At 66.7% G+C, this 19,671-nt stretch carries 17 protein-coding genes; 2 read left to right on the plus strand and 15 right to left on the minus strand.

The genetic code is table 11. The features are described from left to right. Nucleotides 1–6 precede the first annotated feature (6 nt). A complete protein-coding gene (locus C7401_RS08995; protein WP_112171020.1) occupies nucleotides 7–279 on the plus strand; it encodes a hypothetical protein in 273 nt (90 codons plus the stop codon). 22 nt (nucleotides 280–301) lie between these two features. Here C7401_RS08995 and C7401_RS09000 read toward each other — a convergent pair whose 3' ends face one another. From C7401_RS09000 to C7401_RS09030, 7 genes are all read right to left on the minus strand, one after another. Beyond that, nucleotides 302–2,419: a VTT domain-containing protein gene (locus C7401_RS09000; protein ID WP_112171021.1), complete on the minus strand. Its 2,118-nt coding sequence runs from the start codon at nucleotides 2,417–2,419 to the stop codon at nucleotides 302–304. A 231-nt stretch (nucleotides 2,420–2,650) separates the two neighbouring features. Then, nucleotides 2,651–3,586: an electron transfer flavoprotein subunit alpha/FixB family protein gene (locus tag C7401_RS09005; protein WP_112171022.1), complete on the minus strand. Its 936-nt coding sequence runs from the start codon at nucleotides 3,584–3,586 to the stop codon at nucleotides 2,651–2,653. Between the two features lie 15 nt (nucleotides 3,587–3,601). Next, nucleotides 3,602–4,351: an electron transfer flavoprotein subunit beta/FixA family protein gene (locus C7401_RS09010; protein ID WP_112171023.1), complete on the minus strand. Its 750-nt coding sequence runs from the start codon at nucleotides 4,349–4,351 to the stop codon at nucleotides 3,602–3,604. A gap of 23 nt (nucleotides 4,352–4,374) precedes the next feature. Continuing rightward, a complete protein-coding gene (locus C7401_RS09015) occupies nucleotides 4,375–5,589 on the minus strand; it encodes a CaiB/BaiF CoA transferase family protein (RefSeq protein ID WP_112171126.1) in 1,215 nt (404 codons plus the stop codon). Between the two features lie 59 nt (nucleotides 5,590–5,648). Next, nucleotides 5,649–6,785, minus strand: a complete 1,137-nt coding sequence (locus tag C7401_RS09020) for an acyl-CoA dehydrogenase family protein (protein ID WP_112171024.1) — start codon at nucleotides 6,783–6,785, stop codon at nucleotides 5,649–5,651. Between the two features lie 10 nt (nucleotides 6,786–6,795). Next, nucleotides 6,796–8,004: an acyl-CoA dehydrogenase family protein gene (locus tag C7401_RS09025; RefSeq protein ID WP_112171025.1), complete on the minus strand. Its 1,209-nt coding sequence runs from the start codon at nucleotides 8,002–8,004 to the stop codon at nucleotides 6,796–6,798. A gap of 34 nt (nucleotides 8,005–8,038) precedes the next feature. Beyond that, nucleotides 8,039–10,162 (minus strand): 3-hydroxyacyl-CoA dehydrogenase NAD-binding domain-containing protein, encoded by a 2,124-nt coding sequence (locus tag C7401_RS09030; RefSeq protein ID WP_112171026.1) that lies wholly within the window; start codon nucleotides 10,160–10,162, stop codon nucleotides 8,039–8,041. Between the two features lie 148 nt (nucleotides 10,163–10,310). Between C7401_RS09030 and C7401_RS09035 the strand changes: the two genes are divergently transcribed. Next, nucleotides 10,311–11,219 (plus strand): LysR family transcriptional regulator, encoded by a 909-nt coding sequence (locus C7401_RS09035; RefSeq protein ID WP_112171027.1) that lies wholly within the window; start codon nucleotides 10,311–10,313, stop codon nucleotides 11,217–11,219. 46 nt (nucleotides 11,220–11,265) lie between these two features. Here the strand turns inward: C7401_RS09035 and C7401_RS09040 are convergent, their stop codons facing one another. The 8 genes from C7401_RS09040 to C7401_RS09075 all read right to left on the minus strand — a co-directional run bounded on the left by C7401_RS09040 (nucleotide 11,266) and on the right by C7401_RS09075 (nucleotide 19,671). Continuing rightward, entirely contained in the window at nucleotides 11,266–12,051 is a 786-nt protein-coding gene (locus tag C7401_RS09040; protein WP_112171028.1) for a DUF4397 domain-containing protein, read from the minus strand. A 347-nt stretch (nucleotides 12,052–12,398) separates the two neighbouring features. After that, nucleotides 12,399–12,797, minus strand: coding sequence for a Na+/H+ antiporter subunit G (locus tag C7401_RS09045; RefSeq protein ID WP_112171029.1), 399 nt, complete (start codon nucleotides 12,795–12,797; stop codon nucleotides 12,399–12,401). Between the two features lie 12 nt (nucleotides 12,798–12,809). Beyond that, nucleotides 12,810–13,085, minus strand: a complete 276-nt coding sequence (locus C7401_RS09050; RefSeq protein WP_112171030.1) for a K+/H+ antiporter subunit F — start codon at nucleotides 13,083–13,085, stop codon at nucleotides 12,810–12,812. Beyond that, nucleotides 13,079–13,573 carry a Na+/H+ antiporter subunit E gene (locus tag C7401_RS09055; RefSeq protein ID WP_112171031.1) on the minus strand — a complete coding sequence of 165 codons (495 nt, stop codon included), beginning with the start codon at nucleotides 13,571–13,573 and terminating at the stop codon, nucleotides 13,079–13,081. The genes C7401_RS09050 and C7401_RS09055 overlap by 7 nt, the downstream gene beginning before the upstream one ends. A gap of 1 nt (nucleotide 13,574) precedes the next feature. Then, complete coding sequence (locus C7401_RS09060) at nucleotides 13,575–15,227, minus strand: monovalent cation/H+ antiporter subunit D (protein ID WP_112171032.1); 1,653 nt, start codon at nucleotides 15,225–15,227, stop codon at nucleotides 13,575–13,577. Beyond that, a complete protein-coding gene (locus C7401_RS09065) occupies nucleotides 15,224–15,556 on the minus strand; it encodes a Na+/H+ antiporter subunit C (protein WP_112171033.1) in 333 nt (110 codons plus the stop codon). Before C7401_RS09065 ends, C7401_RS09060 begins: the two co-directional genes overlap by 4 nt. Further along, complete coding sequence (locus tag C7401_RS09070) at nucleotides 15,556–18,357, minus strand: monovalent cation/H+ antiporter subunit A (protein WP_112171034.1); 2,802 nt, start codon at nucleotides 18,355–18,357, stop codon at nucleotides 15,556–15,558. The genes C7401_RS09065 and C7401_RS09070 overlap by 1 nt, the downstream gene beginning before the upstream one ends. 186 nt (nucleotides 18,358–18,543) lie before the next feature. Beyond that, on the minus strand, nucleotides 18,544–19,671 hold the full coding sequence (locus tag C7401_RS09075; RefSeq protein WP_112171035.1) for an ABC transporter permease: 1,128 nt from the start codon (nucleotides 19,669–19,671) through the stop codon (nucleotides 18,544–18,546).

Here is a 19,671-nt window from a genome sequence, read left to right on the forward strand (position 1 = left end):
CTCGCCATGTGGGACCACACCGAGCATGAAGGCTTCGAGATCTGGGTGCTGCCGATTCCGGCGTTCGGGCCGCGCTCGCCCGAGCCGCTGTTCCACTACAGCGGCTATATCTGCCGCCACGGCGCCGACGCCCATGTCGAAGGGCGCAGCGTGCGCTTTCACGACATGATGCGCAACTACACGGGCTCCGACGCCGCTCTCGACGCCGCCTACGCGGACGCGCGCAAGCGCATCGACCGCTTCCACGCCACCGGAAGCTGGGCCGAAAGCACGGCCTGAAACGCCCCTCGCGAGCGTGTCCCTAGCGGCCCGCCTGGACGATCAGCTTGACGGGCCGCCCTTCGCAGCCTACCGCGCCCGGCAGCGTGAGCGTGCGCCAGCCGGGCGGCTGGCCGGGGGCGGCGAGGTCGGTGGCGTCGGCGTCGGGGTAGGTCGCGATCGCGTTGAACGGCCAGGAGCCGCGCCGCAGCCGCTCGTGGATCAACGAGCCGACCCAGACCGGCGTGGGCTCGTGGCCGTTCGCAATGCCCGCAAGGGCCGCGCTGCCATTTGCGCCATTCGCACCATTCGCGCCATTCGCACCGCTGCCGCCACGCGGCGCGAGCGCGTAGCCCGAAGGCCAGAAGCGCAGCACGTCGCGGCGGCTGCCGGGTGCTCCGGTCTCGCCCGTGAGGCGCGCGCGGGAGAACACGAGCGGCGAAGGCAGGCCGTTGTTCAGCTTCGGCAGGAGCGGCAGCGACATCACATCCACATGCGGGGCGACGAGCGAGAGCACGCTGCGCAGCGAGAACTGCGGGCCTTCGCTCCAGCCCGCGTCGCGCAGCGCGGCGCGCAGGTCGTCGGCGTTCGCGGCCCACTGGATCGTCATCGGCTCGCGCCGCGTGCCTTTCATGTCGAAGCGGTAGCAGGCAAACGTCTTCCAGAAGCCATCGCTCCACTGGAGCTGCGAGATGACCACGGGCGGCCGCGAGGCCACCGTGGCGCTGGCCGGCGGCGCCGGGGTGCGCCCCGGCGGCACCGTTTGCAGCAGAATCGAGACGACCAGCACGATGAGCACGACGGGCGGCATGTACGCGCGCTGCGGCGGGCGCTGCGGGTAGCGCCACAGCGAGGTGAGCACGACCGCCGCCACCCAGATCGAGGCGAAGGCCGCGCCGCCGATGGCGTCGGAGAACAGGAAGCGGTCGAAGTAGAGCCCCGCGAACGCCACGGAAACGATGATCGCGTTGCCGAGCGCGGCCACGAGCGCGGCCTCCAGCATGCTCGCGCGGCGCACGAGCAGGAACATCACGAAGCCGTAGACGATCACCATCGTTGCCACGCGGTCGCTCGGGAACACGTAAGCCTCGACGCTCTCGCCGTCCGGCGCCGAATGATGGATCACGAAGCGCAGGATCACGATGAGCAGTTGCGACACGCTCGCCGCGAGCATCCAGTAGGCAATGGTGCGCCAGCGCCGCTCGAACGCCATCCACACGGCCGCGGTCGCGATGAGCGCCGCGAGCGTCCAGCCGCTGCCGAGCGTTTCCACGCGCGCGAGCGCTTCGTCGGCCCATGTGGAGCGGATCGACTGGAGGAACTGGCGCACCGACTGGTCGAGCTGCACGAGCGGCGCGCCGCGCAGCACGTTGTCGAGCACATAGGAGAACACGGCCGCGCACACGGGCACGAGGCCCGTGATGACGATGATCGCGCCAAGCGCGGGCTGCGCCGGGTCGAGCAGACGGGCGAGGCGGCGCGAGGCGCGCCCCGGATGTTGCGCCGCCCACTCGGCGGCGCTGCGCCGCGATGCGCTGGCCCAGTTGTCGATGTGCAGGAGCAGCATGCGCACGAAACGCCAGATCAGCCAGACCGCGAGCGCGACGATGCCGAGGATGACGACGAGCCGGAACGACACCGCGCCCGCAAGCTGGAGCGAGGCGCCGAACACCACGCCCGGCACGATATGCGCGGGCGCCCAGATGAGCGCGGAGATCACGTTCATCATGAAAAAGCGCATGGGCGCCATGCCGGCCATGCCCGCGACGATGGGCACCACGGCGCGCAGCGGCGCGATGAAGCGCGCGAGGATCACGCTGCGCGTGCCGTGGCTCACGAAATACGCCTGTGCGCGCTCGAGAATGCCGGGGTGGCGGCTGAACGGCCACATCTGGGTGAGCGAGCCGCGGTAGCGATGGCCGATCCAGAAGCTCACGCCGTCGCCGGCCACGGCGCCCGCGATGGCGCAGACAAAGAGCCAGCCGAGATTGATCGTGCCCGTGGCCGCGAACGCGCCTGCGATGAACATCGCCGTGCTGCCCGGAATGAACGTGCCGATGAAGGCGAGCGATTCGAGGAACGCGGCGACCACGACAAAGGCGAGCGTCCACGTGGCATGCGCGGCGAGCAGGTGCAGCAAATGATCGTAGGCGTGCTCCATCAGCGGGACGGGTTCGTTCGGGGCGCTCGCGCGAGGGGGAACGGCTGTCGGCCTGTGCGTTGCCGGAAACGGCGCGCATGGCCTCACGCGCAATATAACCGGGCGCGCGCAAGTGCGCGCGGCGGGGCGTCACGGCGTGCCGGGAGCGGGAAATGCGGCGCGCATCGGCGCCGTTTGGGGGAGGCGGGCCGCGTCGCGCGGCGGCGACGCGGCTGGCGGGGGCGCGGCGAGTTAGCCGAGCGCGCCCGCGAGTTCGGGCACGACCGTGAACAGGTCGCCCACGAGGCCGTAGTCGGCCACGCTGAAGATCGGCGCTTCTTCGTCCTTGTTGATCGCGACGATGACCTTCGAGTCTTTCATGCCCGCCAGATGCTGGATCGCGCCGGAAATGCCAACGGCAACGTAAAGCCCCGGAGCGACGATCTTGCCGGTTTGGCCGACCTGATAGTCGTTGGGCACGTAGCCCGCGTCCACGGCCGCGCGTGAGGCGCCCAGGGCTGCGTTGAGCTTGTCCGCGAGCGGTTCCAGAACCTTGGTGTAGTTCTCGCCGCTGCCAAGGCCGCGACCGCCTGAGACGATGATCGACGCGCTCGTGAGTTCCGGGCGATCGAGCTTCGTGACTTCGCGGCTGACGAACTGCGACAGGCCGCTGTCCGCTGCGGCTTCGAGCTTTTCGATGGCGGCGTTGCCACCTTCGGCTGCGACGGCGTCGAACGCGGTCGTGCGGACGGTGATGACCTTGACCGGATCGTTGGACTGGACCGTTGCAATTGCATTACCAGCGTAGATCGGACGTTCGAACGTGTCGGACGCGACCACAGCGGTGATGTCGCTGATCTGTGCAACGTCGAGTTTCGCGGCGATACGCGGCGTGACGTTCTTGCCCGCCGCCGTGGTCGGCGCGAGGATGTGCGAGTATTGCTTCGCAATGCTGATGACCGTCGCTTCGACGTTTTCAGCGAGACCCTGTTCGAGTTGCGGCGCGTCGGCCAGCAGCACCTTCGCAACGCCAGCAATCTTCGCTGCGGCATCGGCTGCGGCCTGCGCGTTGTGACCAGCAACCAGCACGTGAACATCGCCACCCATCTTCTGCGCGGCAGCCACAGTGTTCAGCGTCGCGGCTTTGACGCTCGCGTTGTCGTGTTCGGCAATAACCAGAATCGTCATTTTCAAATCGCTCCCTTACAGCACCTTGGCTTCGGTTTTCAGCTTGTCGATCAGCGCCGCAACGTCGGGCACCTTCACGCCCGCGCTGCGCTTGGCCGGTTCCGCGACCTTCAGCGTTTTCAGGCGCGGCGTAACGTCAACGCCCAGGTCTTCCGGCTTGACCGTTTCAAGCGGCTTCTTCTTCGCCTTCATGATGTTCGGCAGCGTGACGTAGCGCGGTTCGTTCAGGCGCAGGTCGGTCGTGACGACTGCGGGCAGCGTGAGTGCGAGCGTTTCCGCGCCGCCATCCACTTCACGCGACACGGTGGCCTTGCCATCGGCAACAACAACCTTCGAAGCAAACGTGGCTTGCGGCAGGTTCGCCAGGGCGGCGAGCATCTGCCCGGTCTGGTTCGAATCGTCGTCGATCGCCTGCTTGCCCAGGATGATGAGCGATGGCTGTTCCTTATCGACCAGCGCCTTCAAAAGCTTCGCCACGGCCAGCGGTTGCAGATCCTCGTTCGACTCGACCAGCACGGCGCGATCCGCACCGATAGCGAGCGCCGTGCGCAGCGTTTCCTGCGCCTGCGAAGGACCGCAAGAAACCGCGATCACCTCGGTGGCGACACCCGCTTCCTTCAACCGCACCGCTTCTTCAACGGCAATTTCATCGAACGGATTCATCGAGAACTTCACGTTGGCGATATCCACGCCCGTGCCGTCCGACTTCACGCGAACCTTCACGTTGTAATCCACCACGCGCTTGACAGGTACAAGAATCTTCACTGCATCCCTCCATCCACATTGAATTAGATAACGCCTTTGTCCTTCAACTCGGCCAGTTTCTGCGCTGAATAGCCGAGCGCTTCCTGCAAGACTTCCCGCGTGCCTTCGCCCAGTTGCGGCGGCGCGCGGCGCACGGGCATGCGCTCACCGTCGAAGCGCCACGGCGGCGCGAGCACCGGCGTCGTGCCGCTTTCGGTATGCGGGTGCGGTTGCTGCGTGACAAGCCCGCCTTGCGTGGCGCGCGGCGAGAGCAGCGCTTCGCGCAGCCCCGCCACCTCGCCGCACGGAATGCCCGCGCCCGCCAGGCGTTCCAGCAGCAGCTTGCGAGGCCGGCTCGCCAGCTCGCGCGTGAGTTCGGGCACGAGCGTCTCGCGGTTCTGCCCGCGCAGGATATTGGTCTTGTAGCGCGCGTCGTCGGCGAGGTCGTGGCGCTCGATCACTTCGCGGCAAAAGCGCTCGAACTGCGCATTGTTGCCGACGGTGATGACGATCGGACCATCGGCCGCATCGAACACGCCATACGGCACGATCGACGGATGCGCGTTGCCGAAGCGCGGCGGGTCTTCGCCGATCAGCAACGCTTCGAGCCCGTAGTACGCGGTGATCATGAGGCCGCAGTCGAACAGCGCCATTTCGATGTGGCGTCCGCGGCCCGTGCGCTCGCGCTCGTAGAGCGCCGCGAGCATGGCCTGCGCCGAATACATGCCGGTGAAAAGATCGACGGCCGCCACGCCGAATTTGAGCGGCGGCTGGTCGGCCTCGCCGTTCATCGCCATGAGGCCCGTTTCGCCCTGCACCACGAGATCGTAGCCGGGGCGCTTCGCTTCGGGGCCGGTGCGGTCGTAGCCCGAAATCGAGCAATAGATGAGGCGCGGATTTTCCGCGCTCAACTGGGCATAGCCGAGCCCGAGTTTTTCCGCGCCGCCGAACTTGAAATTCTGAACGACGATGTCGCTCGTTTTCGCCAGATCGCGTACGATCTGCTGGGCTTCGGGCGTTTGCAGATCGAGCGTGATCGAGCGCTTGTTGCGGTTCACGCTGTTGAAGTACGCGGTCTCGGTCTTGCCGACGCGCACGCCCCAGTCGCGCGTGTCGTCGCCGCGGTCGGGATGCTCGATCTTGATGACCTCCGCGCCGAGGTCGCCGAGCACCATCGCGCTCCACGGTCCGGCCAGCACGCGTGAAAGATCGAGGACGCGTACGCCTGACAGCGGCAGGCTTGGGTTGTCGCTTTGCATGAGCATGTCTCCTGGTTCGTTTTGGAGGGAAGGGTGCGCCTTCGCCTCCTCATACTGGCTCAGGCCGCTACGCGCGCCAACGCAATATAGCGTGCGAGATGATGATCCTCATCTCCCAGTTGATGATCGATCATCACGAGTCGTTTCGCATAGTGCGCGAGCGGCAATTCCCACGTCATGCCAATGCCGCCATGCAACTGGATCGCCTCTTCGGCCACGCGTGCGCCGGTGCGCCCGATCGTGTACTTGGCGGCCGAAAGCGCGCGCTCGCGCTGCGCGCGTGGCGCATCGACGGCCGCCGCCGCGTTGATGACCGCCGAGCGCGCCTGCTCGATTTCGAGCAGTACGTCCGCCATGCGATGCTGCAACGCCTGGAAGCTGCCGATCGGCGTGCCGAACTGCTTGCGCGTGCGCAGGTATTCGAGCGTGAAGTCGCGCGCGACATCCATCGCGCCCAGCGCTTCGGCCGCGAGCGCCACGAGGCCGTAGCCGCGCGCGTGTTCCAGCGTCGCGAAGCCGCCGCCCTGTGCGCCAACGAGCGCGTCGGCATTCACCGCCACGTTATCGAGCGTCACTTCCGCCGCGCGGCCGCCGTCGATCTTGCCGTAGCCGCGCACGCTCACGCCCGCTGCGTCGCGCGGCACGAGAAAGAGCGAGATGCCGGCTTCCTCGAATTCGTTGCCTGCGGTGCGAGCCGAAACGAGCAGTGCGTCCGCGTGTTCCCCGTGTTGCACGACGCCCTTCGCGCCTTGCAGCACCCAGCCGTCGCCGTGCTTTTCGGCGCGCGTCGTTACGCGCGCCTCTTCGTAGTGCGAGCCCGGCTCGTCGTGCGCGAGGGCGGCCACGAGCGAGCCGTCGATCAACGATGCGATGCGCGCACGCTGCGCTTCGCTGCCCGCATGCGCGAGCGCGCGGCCCACGATCAGCGTGTCGAGAAACGGCTCGACCACGAGGCCGCGCCCGAGCGCTTCGAACACGACGGCCACATCGAAACCCGCGCCGCCGAAGCCGCCGTCGGCCTCGTCGAACAGCGCGCCGATCACGCCGAGTTCGGCGAAACGTTGCCACATGTCGGCGCTGAAGCCTTCAGTGGAGCGCGCGATGGCATCGCGCGCGGCAAAGCCATATTGCTCGGCGATAAAGCGGTTCAGCGTATCCGCAAGCATGCGGCGGTCTTCAGTGTGCTGGAAATTCATGACGCGCCTCTCAAAGACCGAGAATCATCTTGGAGATGATGTTCTTCTGGATTTCGTTGGAGCCGCCGAAGATCGACAGCTTGCGGTTGTTGAAGTACTGCGCGGCGGCGCTGGCGGCTTCGTCCGGGCCGACGGCTTCGCCCGCGTAACCCTCTTCCAGCGCTTCTTCGACGAATGGCGCCGCATACGGACCCATCGCACGGCGCAGCAGCGAGGAAATCTCCTGGCGGATCTCGGTGCCGCGAATCTTCAGCATGGAGCTTTCGGCACCCGGCACGCCGCCGCCCGCCACGGCGGCGATCACACGCAGGTTGGTCGTCTTCATGTTTTCCAGATCGATTTCGACCTTCGCTAGACGCGCGGCGAACTGCGGGTCTTGCGCGAGCGGCTGGCCGTTGCGCGTGATTTTCTGCGCGGCGCGCTTCAGGCGCGCGAGCGCGGCCACGGAAAAGCCCACGCCCGCGATGTTCGTGCGCTCATACGTGAGCAGATATTTCGCGTAGGTCCAGCCCTTGTTCTCTTCGCCCACGAGATTCACGGCCGGCACGCGCACGTCGGTGAAGAACACTTCGTTGACTTCGTGTTCACCGTCGAGCGTGACGATCGGGCGCACTTCGATCCCCGGCGTATTCATGTCGATCAGCAGGAAGCTGATGCCCTCCTGCTTGCGCACGTCGGTGGCGGTGCGCACGAGGCAGAAGATCATGTTCGCGTAGTGGCCGAGCGTGGTCCACGTCTTCTGGCCGTTCACCACGTAGTGGTCGCCGTCGCTGTCCTTCTTGAGGACGGCGGTCGTGCGCACCGAAGCGAGGTCCGAGCCCGCGCCGGGTTCCGAATAGCCCTGGCACCACCAGTCCGCGCCGTCGAGAATGCGCGGCAGCCAATAGCGCTTTTGCGCTTCGCTGCCGTACTTGATGAGCACGGGGCCGAGCATGTTCACGCCGAACGGCACGATGCGCGGCGCGCCCGCAATCGCGCATTCGTTCTCGAAGATGAACTTCTGCACGGGGTTCCAGCCGGGGCCGCCGTATTCCTGCGGCCAGTGATTCGCAAGCCAGCCCTTTTCGTTGAGGATGGCGTGCCATTGCGCCATGTCCTCGCGCGTGAGGTGCTTGCCGTTGCGCACCTTGTCGGCGAGGCGCTGCGGAAGGCGCTCCTTGAGGAAGTCCAGCACTTCGCTGCGAAATGCCTCTTCTTCGGCGGTGAATTTCAGGTCCATGTGTCGTTGCTCCTTATTGCACCCTTATTGCATTTCAGGCCGATTGATTGAGGCTCGCGAAATTCTCACCACGCTCGACGAGTTCGACGAGCAGCGGCGAGGGGCGCCAGAACAGCGGATCTTCCTTCGCATACTCGCGAATATCGGCGAGCACGTTGGCGAGGCCCACCGTATCGGCGTACTTCATCGGGCCGCCGCGATAGCGCGGGAAGCCATAGCCGTAAAGCAGCGTCACGTCCACGTCCAGCGGGCGCAGCGCGATCTTCTCGTGCACGACGTTCGCGCCTTCGTTGACCATCGCGGCCATGTAGCGGCGCATGATGGCTTCGTCGCTGAAGCTGCGCGGCTCGATACCGGCGCGCTCGCGCTCGGTGCGGATGATCGATTCGACTTCCGGGTCGGGCGTGCCGGTGCGCGCGCCGTCGGGGTAGAGGTAGAAGCCGCGGCCCGTTTTCTGGCCGAACCAGCCGCGCTCGCAAATGCGGTCGGCGATCTGCACGTAGCGCGCTTTCGGGTCGCGCGTGGCGGCGCGACGCTTGCGCGTGGCCCAGCCGATGTCGCCGCCCGCGAGATCGACCACCTGGTAAGGGCCCATCGGGAAGCCGAAGTTGCGCACGGCCTTGTCGATCTGGTACGGCGAGGCGCCGTCTTCCATCAGATGATCGGCGGCCGTGCGGAACACGGCGAGAATGCGGTTGCCGATGAAGCCGTCGCACACGCCCGCGCGCACGGGCACCTTGCGCAGCTTCTTCGCCAGCTCGAACGCCGTGGCCACGACGTCGGCGCTCACCGCCTTCGGCACCACGATTTCGAGCAGCTTCATGATGTTGGCGGGCGAGAAGAAGTGCAGGCCCACCACGTCTTGCGCTCGCTTGATGCTGCCCGCAATGGCGTCGATGTCGAGATACGAGGTGTTGGTCGCGAGCACGGCGCCGGGCTTGCACACGCGGTCGAGTTCGGCGAACACCGCCTGCTTCACGGCCATGTCCTCGAACACGGCTTCGATCACGAGATCGGTGGTCGCGAGCGCGTCGTACGAGGTGCTGCCGCTAAAGCGCGCGAGAATCTGCTCCTTGGCCTCGGGCTTCATGCGGCCCTTGGCGATCAGGCCGTCATAGACCTTTTCCACATGTGCGCGGCCGCGCGCAAGCGAGGCGTCGTCGCGCTCGATCATCGTCACGGGCAGACCCGCGTCGAGCACGGCCACGGCAATGCCCGCGCCCATCGTGCCGCCGCCGATCACGCCCACGGTTTCGATCGCACGCGGCTTCGCGCTCTTCGTTTCAGGGGCTTTCTGCACTTCGCGCTCGGCGAAGAACGCGTGCACGAGGCCCGCGCGCTGCGGGCTTTCGAGGCACTCCAGGAACTGCTTGCGCTCGAAGCGCAGGCCTTCCTCGAAGGAGAGGTCGAGCGCGGCCTGCACGCAGTCGACGATCTTCAACGGCGAGAACAGGCCGCGCGACTTCTTCCCGGTGTCGGCGCGCGCGGCGTCGATGGCGGCTTGCGCTTGCGTGCGGTCGGCGAGCGCCTGGGCGTCGCGCGTGCGGCGCACGTGAGCGTGGCTCGCGAGCAGTTCCTGTGCGTAGGCGAGGCCTTCGGCGAGGATGTCGTCGCTCGCGCCCACGCGATCGACGAGGCCGAGCTTGAGCGCTTCCTGCGCGCTCGCATGGCGCCCGCTCAGCATGAGCGAGAGCGCGGCTTCCGCGCCGATCAGGCGCGGCGCGCGCTGCGTGCCGCCCGCGCCGGGCAGCAGGCCCAGTTGCACCTCGGGCAGGCCGAGCTTCGCGCCCGCCACGGCGAGGCGATAGTGCGCGCTGAGCGCCACTTCGAGGCCGCCGCCGAGCGCCGCGCCGTGAATGGCGGCGATCACCGGCTTGTGGCAGGCCTCGATGCGGTTCAGGACGTCGGGCAGCGCGGGCGGCTGCGGCGGCTTGCCGAACTCGCGAATGTCCGCGCCGGCGATGAAGTTGCGCCCCGCGCCGACGATCAGCACGGCCTGCACGGCGTCGTTCGCCTCGGCGTGCTCGATGGCGGCGGCGAGGCCGCGGCGCACATCGACGCCCAGCGCGTTGACGGGCGGATTGTCGACCGTGACGAGCAGCACCTTGCCGCGCAGTTCGTGGGTGACGGGGGACGCGTTGACGCTTTCGGATGCCATGAGGATGCTGTCTCCAGAATGAGGGCCGGACTGGCGGGGCAGGCGGCAGGTGTTCTATGTTGGCGTCGATTCTCAGCGCGTCAGGGGGAATTGACAATCCCATGGCTCGTTGACAGACTGTCAAAGTATTTTTGACAATGGACTGGCCATGGACGTCAATGCGTTGACCCTGCTCGTCGAGATCCTCGACGCGGGCAACCTGAGCGAGGCGGCGCGCCGGCTCAAGATGAGCCGCGCGAACGTGAGCTATCACCTCAATCACCTGGAGAAGTCGATCGGCCTGCAACTCGTGCGCCGCACCACGCGCCGCGTCGAGCCGACCGAGATCGGCCTGAAGCTCTACGAGCACGGCCGGGCGATCCAGAATGCGCTGCTCGCCGCGCGCGAGTCGGTGTCCACGCTCGGGCAAAGCCTGCAAGGGCGCGTGCGGCTTTCGGTGCCGAGCGGCTACGGGCAACTCGTGATGTCGGACTGGCTCATCCAGTTCAAGCGCCTGTACCCCGGCATCGTGCTCGACGTGATGTTCGAAAATCGCGTGGAAGACCTGCTGCGCGACGAAGTGGATATCGCCGTGCGCGTGATGCACGAGCCGCCGCAAAATCTCGTGGCGCGCGACATGGGGCCCGTGAAGTACATTGCGTGCGCGTGCACGGAGTGGGCCGGGAAGCACGGCATGCCGCAAACGCTGGAAGACCTCGCGCGCGCGCCTGTGATTACGGCAACGGTGGTGGGGCGGCAACTGCGGCTTGCGGGATATCTGGGCGAAGAACGCCACGAGGTGTTGCTGGAGCCCTCGATTATTTCGGAAAACTTTCTATTTCTGCGTCAGTCGATACTCGCGGGGCTGGGCGTGGGCATCGTGCCCGACTACGTGATGCACGACGACATTCGCCAGGGCGCGGCCGTCACGTCGCTCGACGCGTGGCGCCTGAGCATCTTCGGCACGCATATGTACATGCTTTATATGCCGAACCGCCACCACACGCGCGCGGCATCCACCTTCATCGACTACGTGCTGGGCGAGGCTCGCAAGACCGGGCGCGGCGCCGCCGCGTGAAGCGCTTTCACGCGGCGTACTGGTTGCGCACACAACGCATTACCGGTTACTGGTTCGTGAGCGTGTTGCTGAGTTCCACGGCCGGCTGCGAGGTGTTGCCGCCCTGCGCGACGAGCAGGTGAATCTGTCCCGGCGCGAGTTGCGAGAGCGTGCCGCCGATCGGTACGGTCGTGATGAGCCAGTCCGCGTTATTCGCGAGGTTGAAAGTGTCGGACTGGAAGATCGGCGTCTTGCTGCCCGCAACGGTGACGATCGCCACATAGGTGCCGCCGCTCAGGTAATTCGAGTCCTGCCCGCTGGCGGGCACGGCATTCTTGAACGCCACGCCGGCCATCGTGGGCGATACGTTGGCGATATTGGTGCCGGCCGCGACGATGTAGATGTCGAGGTTCTGCGCATTGACGGTGGCGTTGAAGGCGCGCACGCGTGCGTCGTTCGAGAGCAGGCCCTTGTCGAACGGATCGTCGATCAGACCGATGTCGCCGCCCGTGAGCGCGGGCAGCGCGAGCACGGTGTACTCGTGACCCTTCGCGACATCGGGAAAGTTGCCGCTCGCAATCGCCGTGGTCGAGCCGGTGTTCGCATAGGCCACGTTGGTGTTGCCGGTGTTGATGTTGGCGAAGTTGGTCACCTGCTTGTAGCCGATATTGCTCTGCAACGGACTGCCGTTCACGAGGAAATCGACGCTGGGGCCGCCCGGCAGGGCATGCACGAAATGGATCAAGGGGTTTTGCAGGCCGAGTTCCTTGCCTACGTCGTTGCCGCCGCCTCCACACGCGCTCAGCAAGGCCGCCGCGCTCGCAAAGGCGACCAGGGTGCGAATTGTCTTCATCGTTTGCCTCTCCGGTTTCGTTCTGGCTGTTCGGGCGCGCGGCGATCACCGCGACCGCGCGTTGTTACGTTGTTATTGCTCCCGTTGCTTCAGTGGTGTCCGCTCGCAAGGCGTGACAGCCTCGCGGCGCTCCATTCGGGCGAGCATGTTCAGCAATCGGTGTGCCGCGCGTGTCGAGCGGCGCGGCATTGGCGTGGCGTGGGCGTGGATAACGGGCGGGAGAGACCAGGCGGGATGCGGGAGCGGGGAGAATCGAGGCGCGTGAAAGCCGCCACCTTTACACCGTTCGATGGCAGCTTTTACGTGAGAAGGGAATATCCGTACTGCCGATCAGTGTTGCCGGCTAGTTACGCATCGCGCGCGGGCTTCTCGTCCGGGTGCGCGCCTTGCGCACTATCGTTGCTCGCGCAAGCGCCGGTTTCCGGCGGCCTGCCGCGCGTGACCGGCGAAATCCGCACGCGCTGCTGAATGCCCGCCTTCGTGAGCATATGCGCGCTGATGGGCGCGGTGAGGAACAGGAACGCCGGAATCAGCAGTTCGTGCAGGCTCGCGAAATTGTTGTGCGTGCTGAAGTAGACCACGGAGGCGAGCACGACGCCGCCCACGCCGAGCGTGGTCGATTTGGTCGGGCCGTGCAGGCGCATGTAGAAGTCGGGCAGGCGCGCGAGGCCGATCGCGCCGATCAGCGTGAATGCGCTGCCGAGCAGCAGCAGCACGCAGACAATCGCTTCGATGACGGTTTGCATGGCGGGGCCCGGCTAGTTGAGTTCGATGATGTCGCCGCGTTGCAGATACTTCGTGAGCGCGACGGTGGCGACGAACCCCATCACCGCGATCAGCAACGCGATTTCGAAGAACACGGTGGAGCGCAGCATGATGCCGTAGACGACGATCAGCGCAATGGCGTTGATGTTGAGCGTGTCGAGCGCGACGAGCCGGTCGGGCAGCGACGGCCCGCGCACGAGGCGCACGAGCGTGAGCAGGAACGCGAGCCCGAGGATCGCGAAGGACACCGGAATGACGATGGCTAGCATGCGAAGATCTCCATCAGCGGGGCTTCGTAACGGGACTTGATCAAAGCCACGAGCGCGGCTTCGTCTTCGAGATCGAGCACGTGCACGGCGAGGCGCGTGCGGTCGTCGGAAAGCTCGGCGCACAGCGTGCCGGGGCTCAGCGAAACGATGCTGATGAGCGCCGAAAGCGCGATTTCGTGCGTGCTGTCGAGCGGCACTTCGATGAAGGCGGGCCGCAGGCGCCGGGTCGGGCCGAGCACGAGCAGCGCGACTTCGAGGTTCGCCACGACGATGTCGTAGAGCACGTGCGCGAGGAGCCGCACGAGCAGCCAGGGCCTGCCGAAACGCACGGGCGCAAGCCACAGTCCTTCGCCCACGGCGAAGGCGATGACGGTGCCGAGCACGAGGCCGAGCAGCAGATTGCCCGGCGAAATGTCGTTCATCAGCAGCACCCAGCAGACGAGCAGCACGGCCGTGAGCCAGGGGTGGGGAAAGAGCCTTTTCAGCATGTCAGCTCCCCTGCGCGGGCACGATCGCGTGGACGTAGGCTTCGCGATCGAGCAGTTGCGCGGCGGTGGCGTCGAGATACTGCTTGAGCGGACCCGCCAGCAGCGTGGCGGCCACCACGCCCGCGAGCAGCAACGCGCAGGCCGCGAGTTTCGCGCGGCTGCCGCGCGGCGCGGCGACCGGCGTATGCGCAAAGGCGTGCGAGGCGGGAATCGCCCAAAGCAGGCGCGTGCCGGTGCGGCTCAACGCGACGATGGAGAGCAGCCCCGAGATCAGCACGGCGGGCCAGAGCACGACCGCTTGCGAGAGCGGCGCGGCTGCGAGCACCATCGCCTTGCCGAGAAAGCCCGAAAGCGGCGGCAGGCCTGCCGCGCCCACGGCGGCCGCGAGATAGAGCACGCCGGCGGTGTTCGAAGGCCACGGCCCGGACGACGGCTTGACGCTTGCCGGTGCGGCTAGAGCGGCAACGGCGACGGCAACGGGCTCGCCGTCGGCCTCGGGCGTGATGGCGGGCGCGCTGGCGTCGTCGAGCGATTCGAGCGAGGCGGGCTCGCGGGCTTCGGGCAGAGCCGGCACCGCCACCGGTTCCGTTGATTCGGACTCCAGTGTATCGGCGAGCAGGAACAGGGCGCCCGTGCACAGCGTCGTGCTGATGAGGTAGTAGAGCAGCGCGCTCCATGCGAGCACGGTCTGGAAAGTCACGGCCGCGATCAGCAGCCCCACCGAGACGAGCACGAGAAAGCCCGTGGTGGTCTTGAGGCTCGACACGGCGAGCGCGCCGAGCGCGCCATAGATGATCGTCGCGATGGCGAGCCACCACGCCCAATCGTGCATGAACGCGTCGAGCACGCCGCCGGGGCCGCCGAACACGAGCGCGTCGCAGCGCAGCATCGCGTAGATGCCCACCTTCGTCATGATCGCGAACAGCGCGGCCACCGGCCCGATGGCGCTGCGATACGCCTGTGGCAGCCAGAACGACATCGGAAACACGGCGGCCTTCAGGCCGAAAACGAGCATGAGCGTCGCGCCCGCATATTGTGCGAGCGGCAGCGAGGCGGGGTCCAGATGCGCGAGCCGCTCGCCCATGTCGGCCATGTTGAGCGTGCCCGTGAGGCCGTACAGCACGCCTATCGCGATCAGAAAGAACGATGAGCCCACGAGGTTCAGCAGCAGATAATGCAGTCCGTTGCGCACGCGTCGCCGCCCGCCGCCATGCAGCAACAACGCGTAAGAGGCGATCAGCAGCAGTTCGAAGAACACGAACAGATTGAAGAGATCGCCCGCGAGAAACGCGCCGTTCAAGCCCATCAGCTCGAACTGCACGAGCGCGCGATAGTAGCGCCCGCGCCGCACGTCCGCGCTGGTCGTGCCGAGCAGGCAGCAGCACGCGAGCAGCGCGGTGAGCACGAGCATGAGCGCGCCGAGCCGGTCGAGTTGCAGCACGATGCCGAAGGGCGCGGGCCACGCGCCGAGGGCATAGCTCGCAATTTCGCCCTGTGCCGCATGCTCGGCGAGCGCCACGGAGATCGGCAGCAGGGCCAGCGTAGCGATCACGTTGATCGCGCGTTGCAGGCGCTTGGCGCGCAGCGGCAGCGCGACGATGGCGCCGGCCGCGAAGAGCGGAATCAGGATCGGGAGGATGAGAGCGTGATTCATTCGCCGAGTGCCTTTTTGCCGTCCACGTGGTCGGTGCCGTCTATCGCGAGCGCGCGCAGCGCGAGCACGACCGTGAAGGCCGTCATCGCAAAGCCGATCACGATGGCGGTGAGCACGAGCGCCTGCGGCACCGGGTCGGCGTACTGCGCGCCCGCCGCGATCACGGGCGGCTTGCCGGTGGAGAGCCGTCCCATGCCAAGCAGAAAGAGGTTGATGGCGTACGAGAACAGTGTGATGCCGAGGATCACGGGCAGCACGCGCGCGCACAGCATGAGGTAGATGCCGCATGCGCAAAGCACGCCGAGCGTAATGGCGAAGGCGGCTTCCATCAGCTTTTCTCCACGGATTGCATGTCCTTGTCGCGCACGCCCAGGTGCGAGACGATCGTGAGCGTCGTGCCCACCACGGCGCCGAACACGCCGAGGTCGAACAGCATGGCCGTGCTCAGTTCGATCTCGCCGATCAGCGGTACATGCAGGTGGCCGAACGCGCTCGTGAGAAACGGCTGGCCGAGCACGATGGCGCCCAGACCCGTTGCGCCCGCAACGAGAATGCCGAAGCCCGCGAGCGCGCGGTAGTTGATGCGAATGCGCGACTCCGTCCACAGCACGCCGCTCGCCACGTATTGCAGCAGCAGCGCGATCGACACCACGAGTGAAGCCACGAAGCCGCCGCCCGGCAGGTTATGGCCGCGCAGGAAGATGAACATGGCGACGAGCACGGTGAGCGGCAGCATGAGGCGCGCGAGAATGGAGAGCAGCAGTGGATGCGATTGCGACGACCACGGCAGGCCGCCCGGCCCCGTGTCGGGCGATTTCAGGCGCAGGCCGCGCAGCAGCGCCTTTACCGCGAGCCCCGCGACCACCAGCACGCTGATCTCGACCATCGTGTCGAAGCCGCGGAAGTCCACGAGGATCACGTTCACGACGTTATGGCCGCCGCTGCCCGGCAGCGCGTTCGCGAGAAAGTACGCGCCGACGCCGGCCACCGGCGCGCGCGTCATGACCGCGTACGCCACGCTGCCGATCAGCGCGCCGCCCGCGAGCGCGAGCACGGCGTTGCGCGCCCGTGTGGGCACCGGCTGCACCGCGCGCTGCACCACGGGCAGGAAGTAAATGGCGAGCACGAGCAGCAGCACCGTCACCACTTCCACGGAGATTTGCGTGAGCGCGAGATCGGGCGCGGAAAAGCGCACGAACGCGAGCGTGACGAGCAGGCCGCAGGTGCTCAGCAGCACGAGCGCGTAGAGCGTGTTGGCGCGCACGAGCACGACGCCCACGGCGAACAGCGCCACCAGCGCAAGCCCGATCAGCGTGAGCGAGTCGGGCGGCACCGAGCGGTACGCGCCGTCGAGCGACGTGAGTGCGACGAGCGCCGCGCCCGGCACGATCAGCATGGCCGCGATCATCCACGAAAGATAGGACGGTAGCGAGCGCGTTTCGAAGAGATTGACCACGGCGCCGGCCGCTTTCTCCAGTTGCTGGACGAAGCGGTCGAAGCCCTCGCTCGCGTTCATTTCGGAGAGCCGCGAGCGATGATGGCGAAAGGCGTCGCGGCGGAAGAAGAACAGCAGCGCGCCGCCCACGAACGACAGACCGCTCATGACGAGCGGCACGTGGATGCCGTGCCACAAGCTCAGGCTGTACGTGGGCACAACACCGCCGAGCGCGAACCACGCCGCCGATTCGAGCATCCCGCCGATGGTTTGCTGCGGCACGAGCCCAACCAGCAGACAAATCACCACCAGAATCTCGACGGGCAGCTTCATGAAGCGCGGCGGCTCGTGCGGCGGATAGTGCGGCAGGTCGTGCGGCGTTTCGCCGTCGAAGAACACGCCCCACACGAAGCGCAGCGAGTACGCCACCGAAAGCCCGGCGGCCACCACGGCGAGCGCGGGAATGATCCAGTTGAAGTCGCCGAGCAGGTCTTGCGCGAGCGTTTCGCCGAAGAACATTTCCTTCGAGAGAAAGCCGTTGAGCAGCGGCACGCCCGCCATGGCGAGCGAGGCCACGCTCGCGAGCACGGCGGTATGCGGCATGAAGCGGCGCAGCCCGCGCAGGCGGCCCAGGTCGCGCGCGCCGGTTTCATGGTCGATGATGCCAGCGGCCATGAAGAGCGAAGCCTTGAACACCGCGTGATTGAAGGTGTGAAAGAGCGCGGCGACGGTGGAGAGCTGCGTGTCGAGGCCGAACAGCAGCACGATCAGCCCGAGATGGCTGATGGTTGAATACGCGAGCAGCCCCTTGAGATCGCGCTGCACGAGCGCCATGGCGGCGCCGCCCGTGAGCGTGACGAGGCCGATCAGGCTCGTCACGTAGAAGAACCAGCCGGTGCCTTCCAGCACGGGGTAAAAGCGTGCAATGAGGAAGATGCCCGCCTTCACCATGGTCGCCGAATGCAGGTAGGCCGAAACCGGCGTGGGCGCCGACATCGCATGCGGCAGCCAGAAGTGAAACGGGAACTGCGCCGACTTCGTGCACGCGGCAAAGAGGATGAGCAGCAGAATGGCGGGGTAGAGCGGATTGCGCTGCACCTCGCCCGCATGCGCGAGCACGACGTTCAGGTCGTAGCTGCCGCATACGCGGCCGAGCAGCAGCACGGCGGCAAGCAGTGCGAGACCGCCCGCGCCCGTGATGGTGAGCGCCATGCGCGCGCCGCGCCGCGCCTCCGGGCGCGAAGGCCAGAAGCCGATCAGCAGGAACGACACGATGCTCGTGAGTTCCCAGAAGATCACGAGCAGCAGCAGGTTGTTCGACAGCACGACGCCCAGCATCGCGCCCATGAAGAGCAGCAGCAGCGCGTAGAGGCGCGGCAGCGATTCGCTGCCCGCGAGGTAGTAGCGCGCGTAGATGAAAACGAGCAGGCCGATCGCGAGCACGAGCAGCGCGAACATGAACGAAAGGCCGTCGAGGCGCAGCGAAAACGACAGGCCGAGCTGCGGAATCCAGTCGGCGTGCCATTGCAGCACGCCGTAGGTGGGCATGCCCACGCGTTCGCTTGTCAGCAGCCCGAGGCCGAGGAGCGCGGCGGCAAACGCAACCCAGGTGCCGGCGGCCGGCGCGCGCCGGCCCGCGAACGCGATGAGCGCCGCGGCGACGAACGGTATTACGACGAGCCAGCCCATTGCCATTCGACACACTCCGGGAATCCGCCGGGCGGCGGGTTTGCGTTGCGGGGTGCTGCACGGAATGCGAGGCCGGGGAGCCGGCGCGCCGCAGTTCACGATCATAGCCGCAAACGGGGCCGGAGTTCATTCATGTGGCATGAAGGCGTCGTGCGCCACGCCATGCCAGGCTTTGCGCAAGGTGGCGGCGCGTCAGGCCATCTGGCTGAGGGTCTTGCGAAAGCGCATGAGCGAGAGGGCGAACAGCACGCTGCCGATCACGGCAAGCCAGAGGAACGGCCGCCAGACCACGTCGATGCCCGCGCCGCGAAAGAGAATGGCCTGGCCCAGTTCGACGAAGTGCGTGGTGGGCGCGGCGAGCATGACGTTCTGCACGAACTGGGGCATGGACTCGCGCGGCGTGTTGCCGCCCGAGAGCATTTGCAGCGGCAGCAGCACGAGCACGAGCAGCATGCCGAATTGCGGCATGCTGCGCGCGAGCGTGGCCATGAAGATGCCCATCGCGGTGGTGGCGAAGAGGTGGAGCGCCGCGCCCGTGAGAAACAGCGCGACCGAGCCTTCGATGGGCACGTGCAGCGCGCCGCGCACGATGAAGGTGAGCGAGAACGCGGCGGCCACGAGCACCACGAGCCCCATCGACCAGACCTTGGCGAGCATGATCTCGGTGGGCGTGACGGGCATGACGAGCAGGTGCTCGATGGTGCCGTGCTCGCGCTCGCGGATGAGCGCCGCGCCCGTGAGGATGATGGAGAGCATCGTCACGTTGTTGATGATCTCCATGAGCGAGCCGAACCACGCCTGCGTGAGGTTCGGGTTGAAGCGCATGCGCACGGCGAGATCGACCGGCGACTCCGTGGACGCACGGTAGCGGTTCGCGAAGGTGCTCACTTCGTCGCCGATCATCTGCTGGATGTAGCTGCTGCCCGTGAACGCCTGGGTCATGCGCGTGGCGTCCACGTTCAGTTGCACTTCGGCGGCGCGGCCCGCGAGCACGTCGCGCTGGAGATTGGGCGGAATGCTCAGCACGAAGGTGTAGCGGCCTGCGTCCATGCCCGCGTCGGCTTCGGCGGGCGTGACGTGCTTCGGCACGAGGAAATGCGGCGGGAAGAACGCTTCGATGATGCGCTGCGAAAGCGGCGAGACGTCGTTGTCGATCACGGCGATGGGCGCCATGTGCAGCGATTCGGGCCGCGAGGTCGCCGAAGAATAGATCATCGCCGTGAACGAGAAGACGATGAGCAGCAGCAGCATGGGGTCGCGCGCGAGGCTCCAGAGCTCTTTCACGCCGAGGCGGTAGATGTTGGCGAGATGGCGGCCCAT

The sequence above is a fragment of the Paraburkholderia unamae genome (assembly GCF_003268775.1).
GTDB classification, from domain to species: domain Bacteria; phylum Pseudomonadota; class Gammaproteobacteria; order Burkholderiales; family Burkholderiaceae; genus Paraburkholderia; species Paraburkholderia unamae.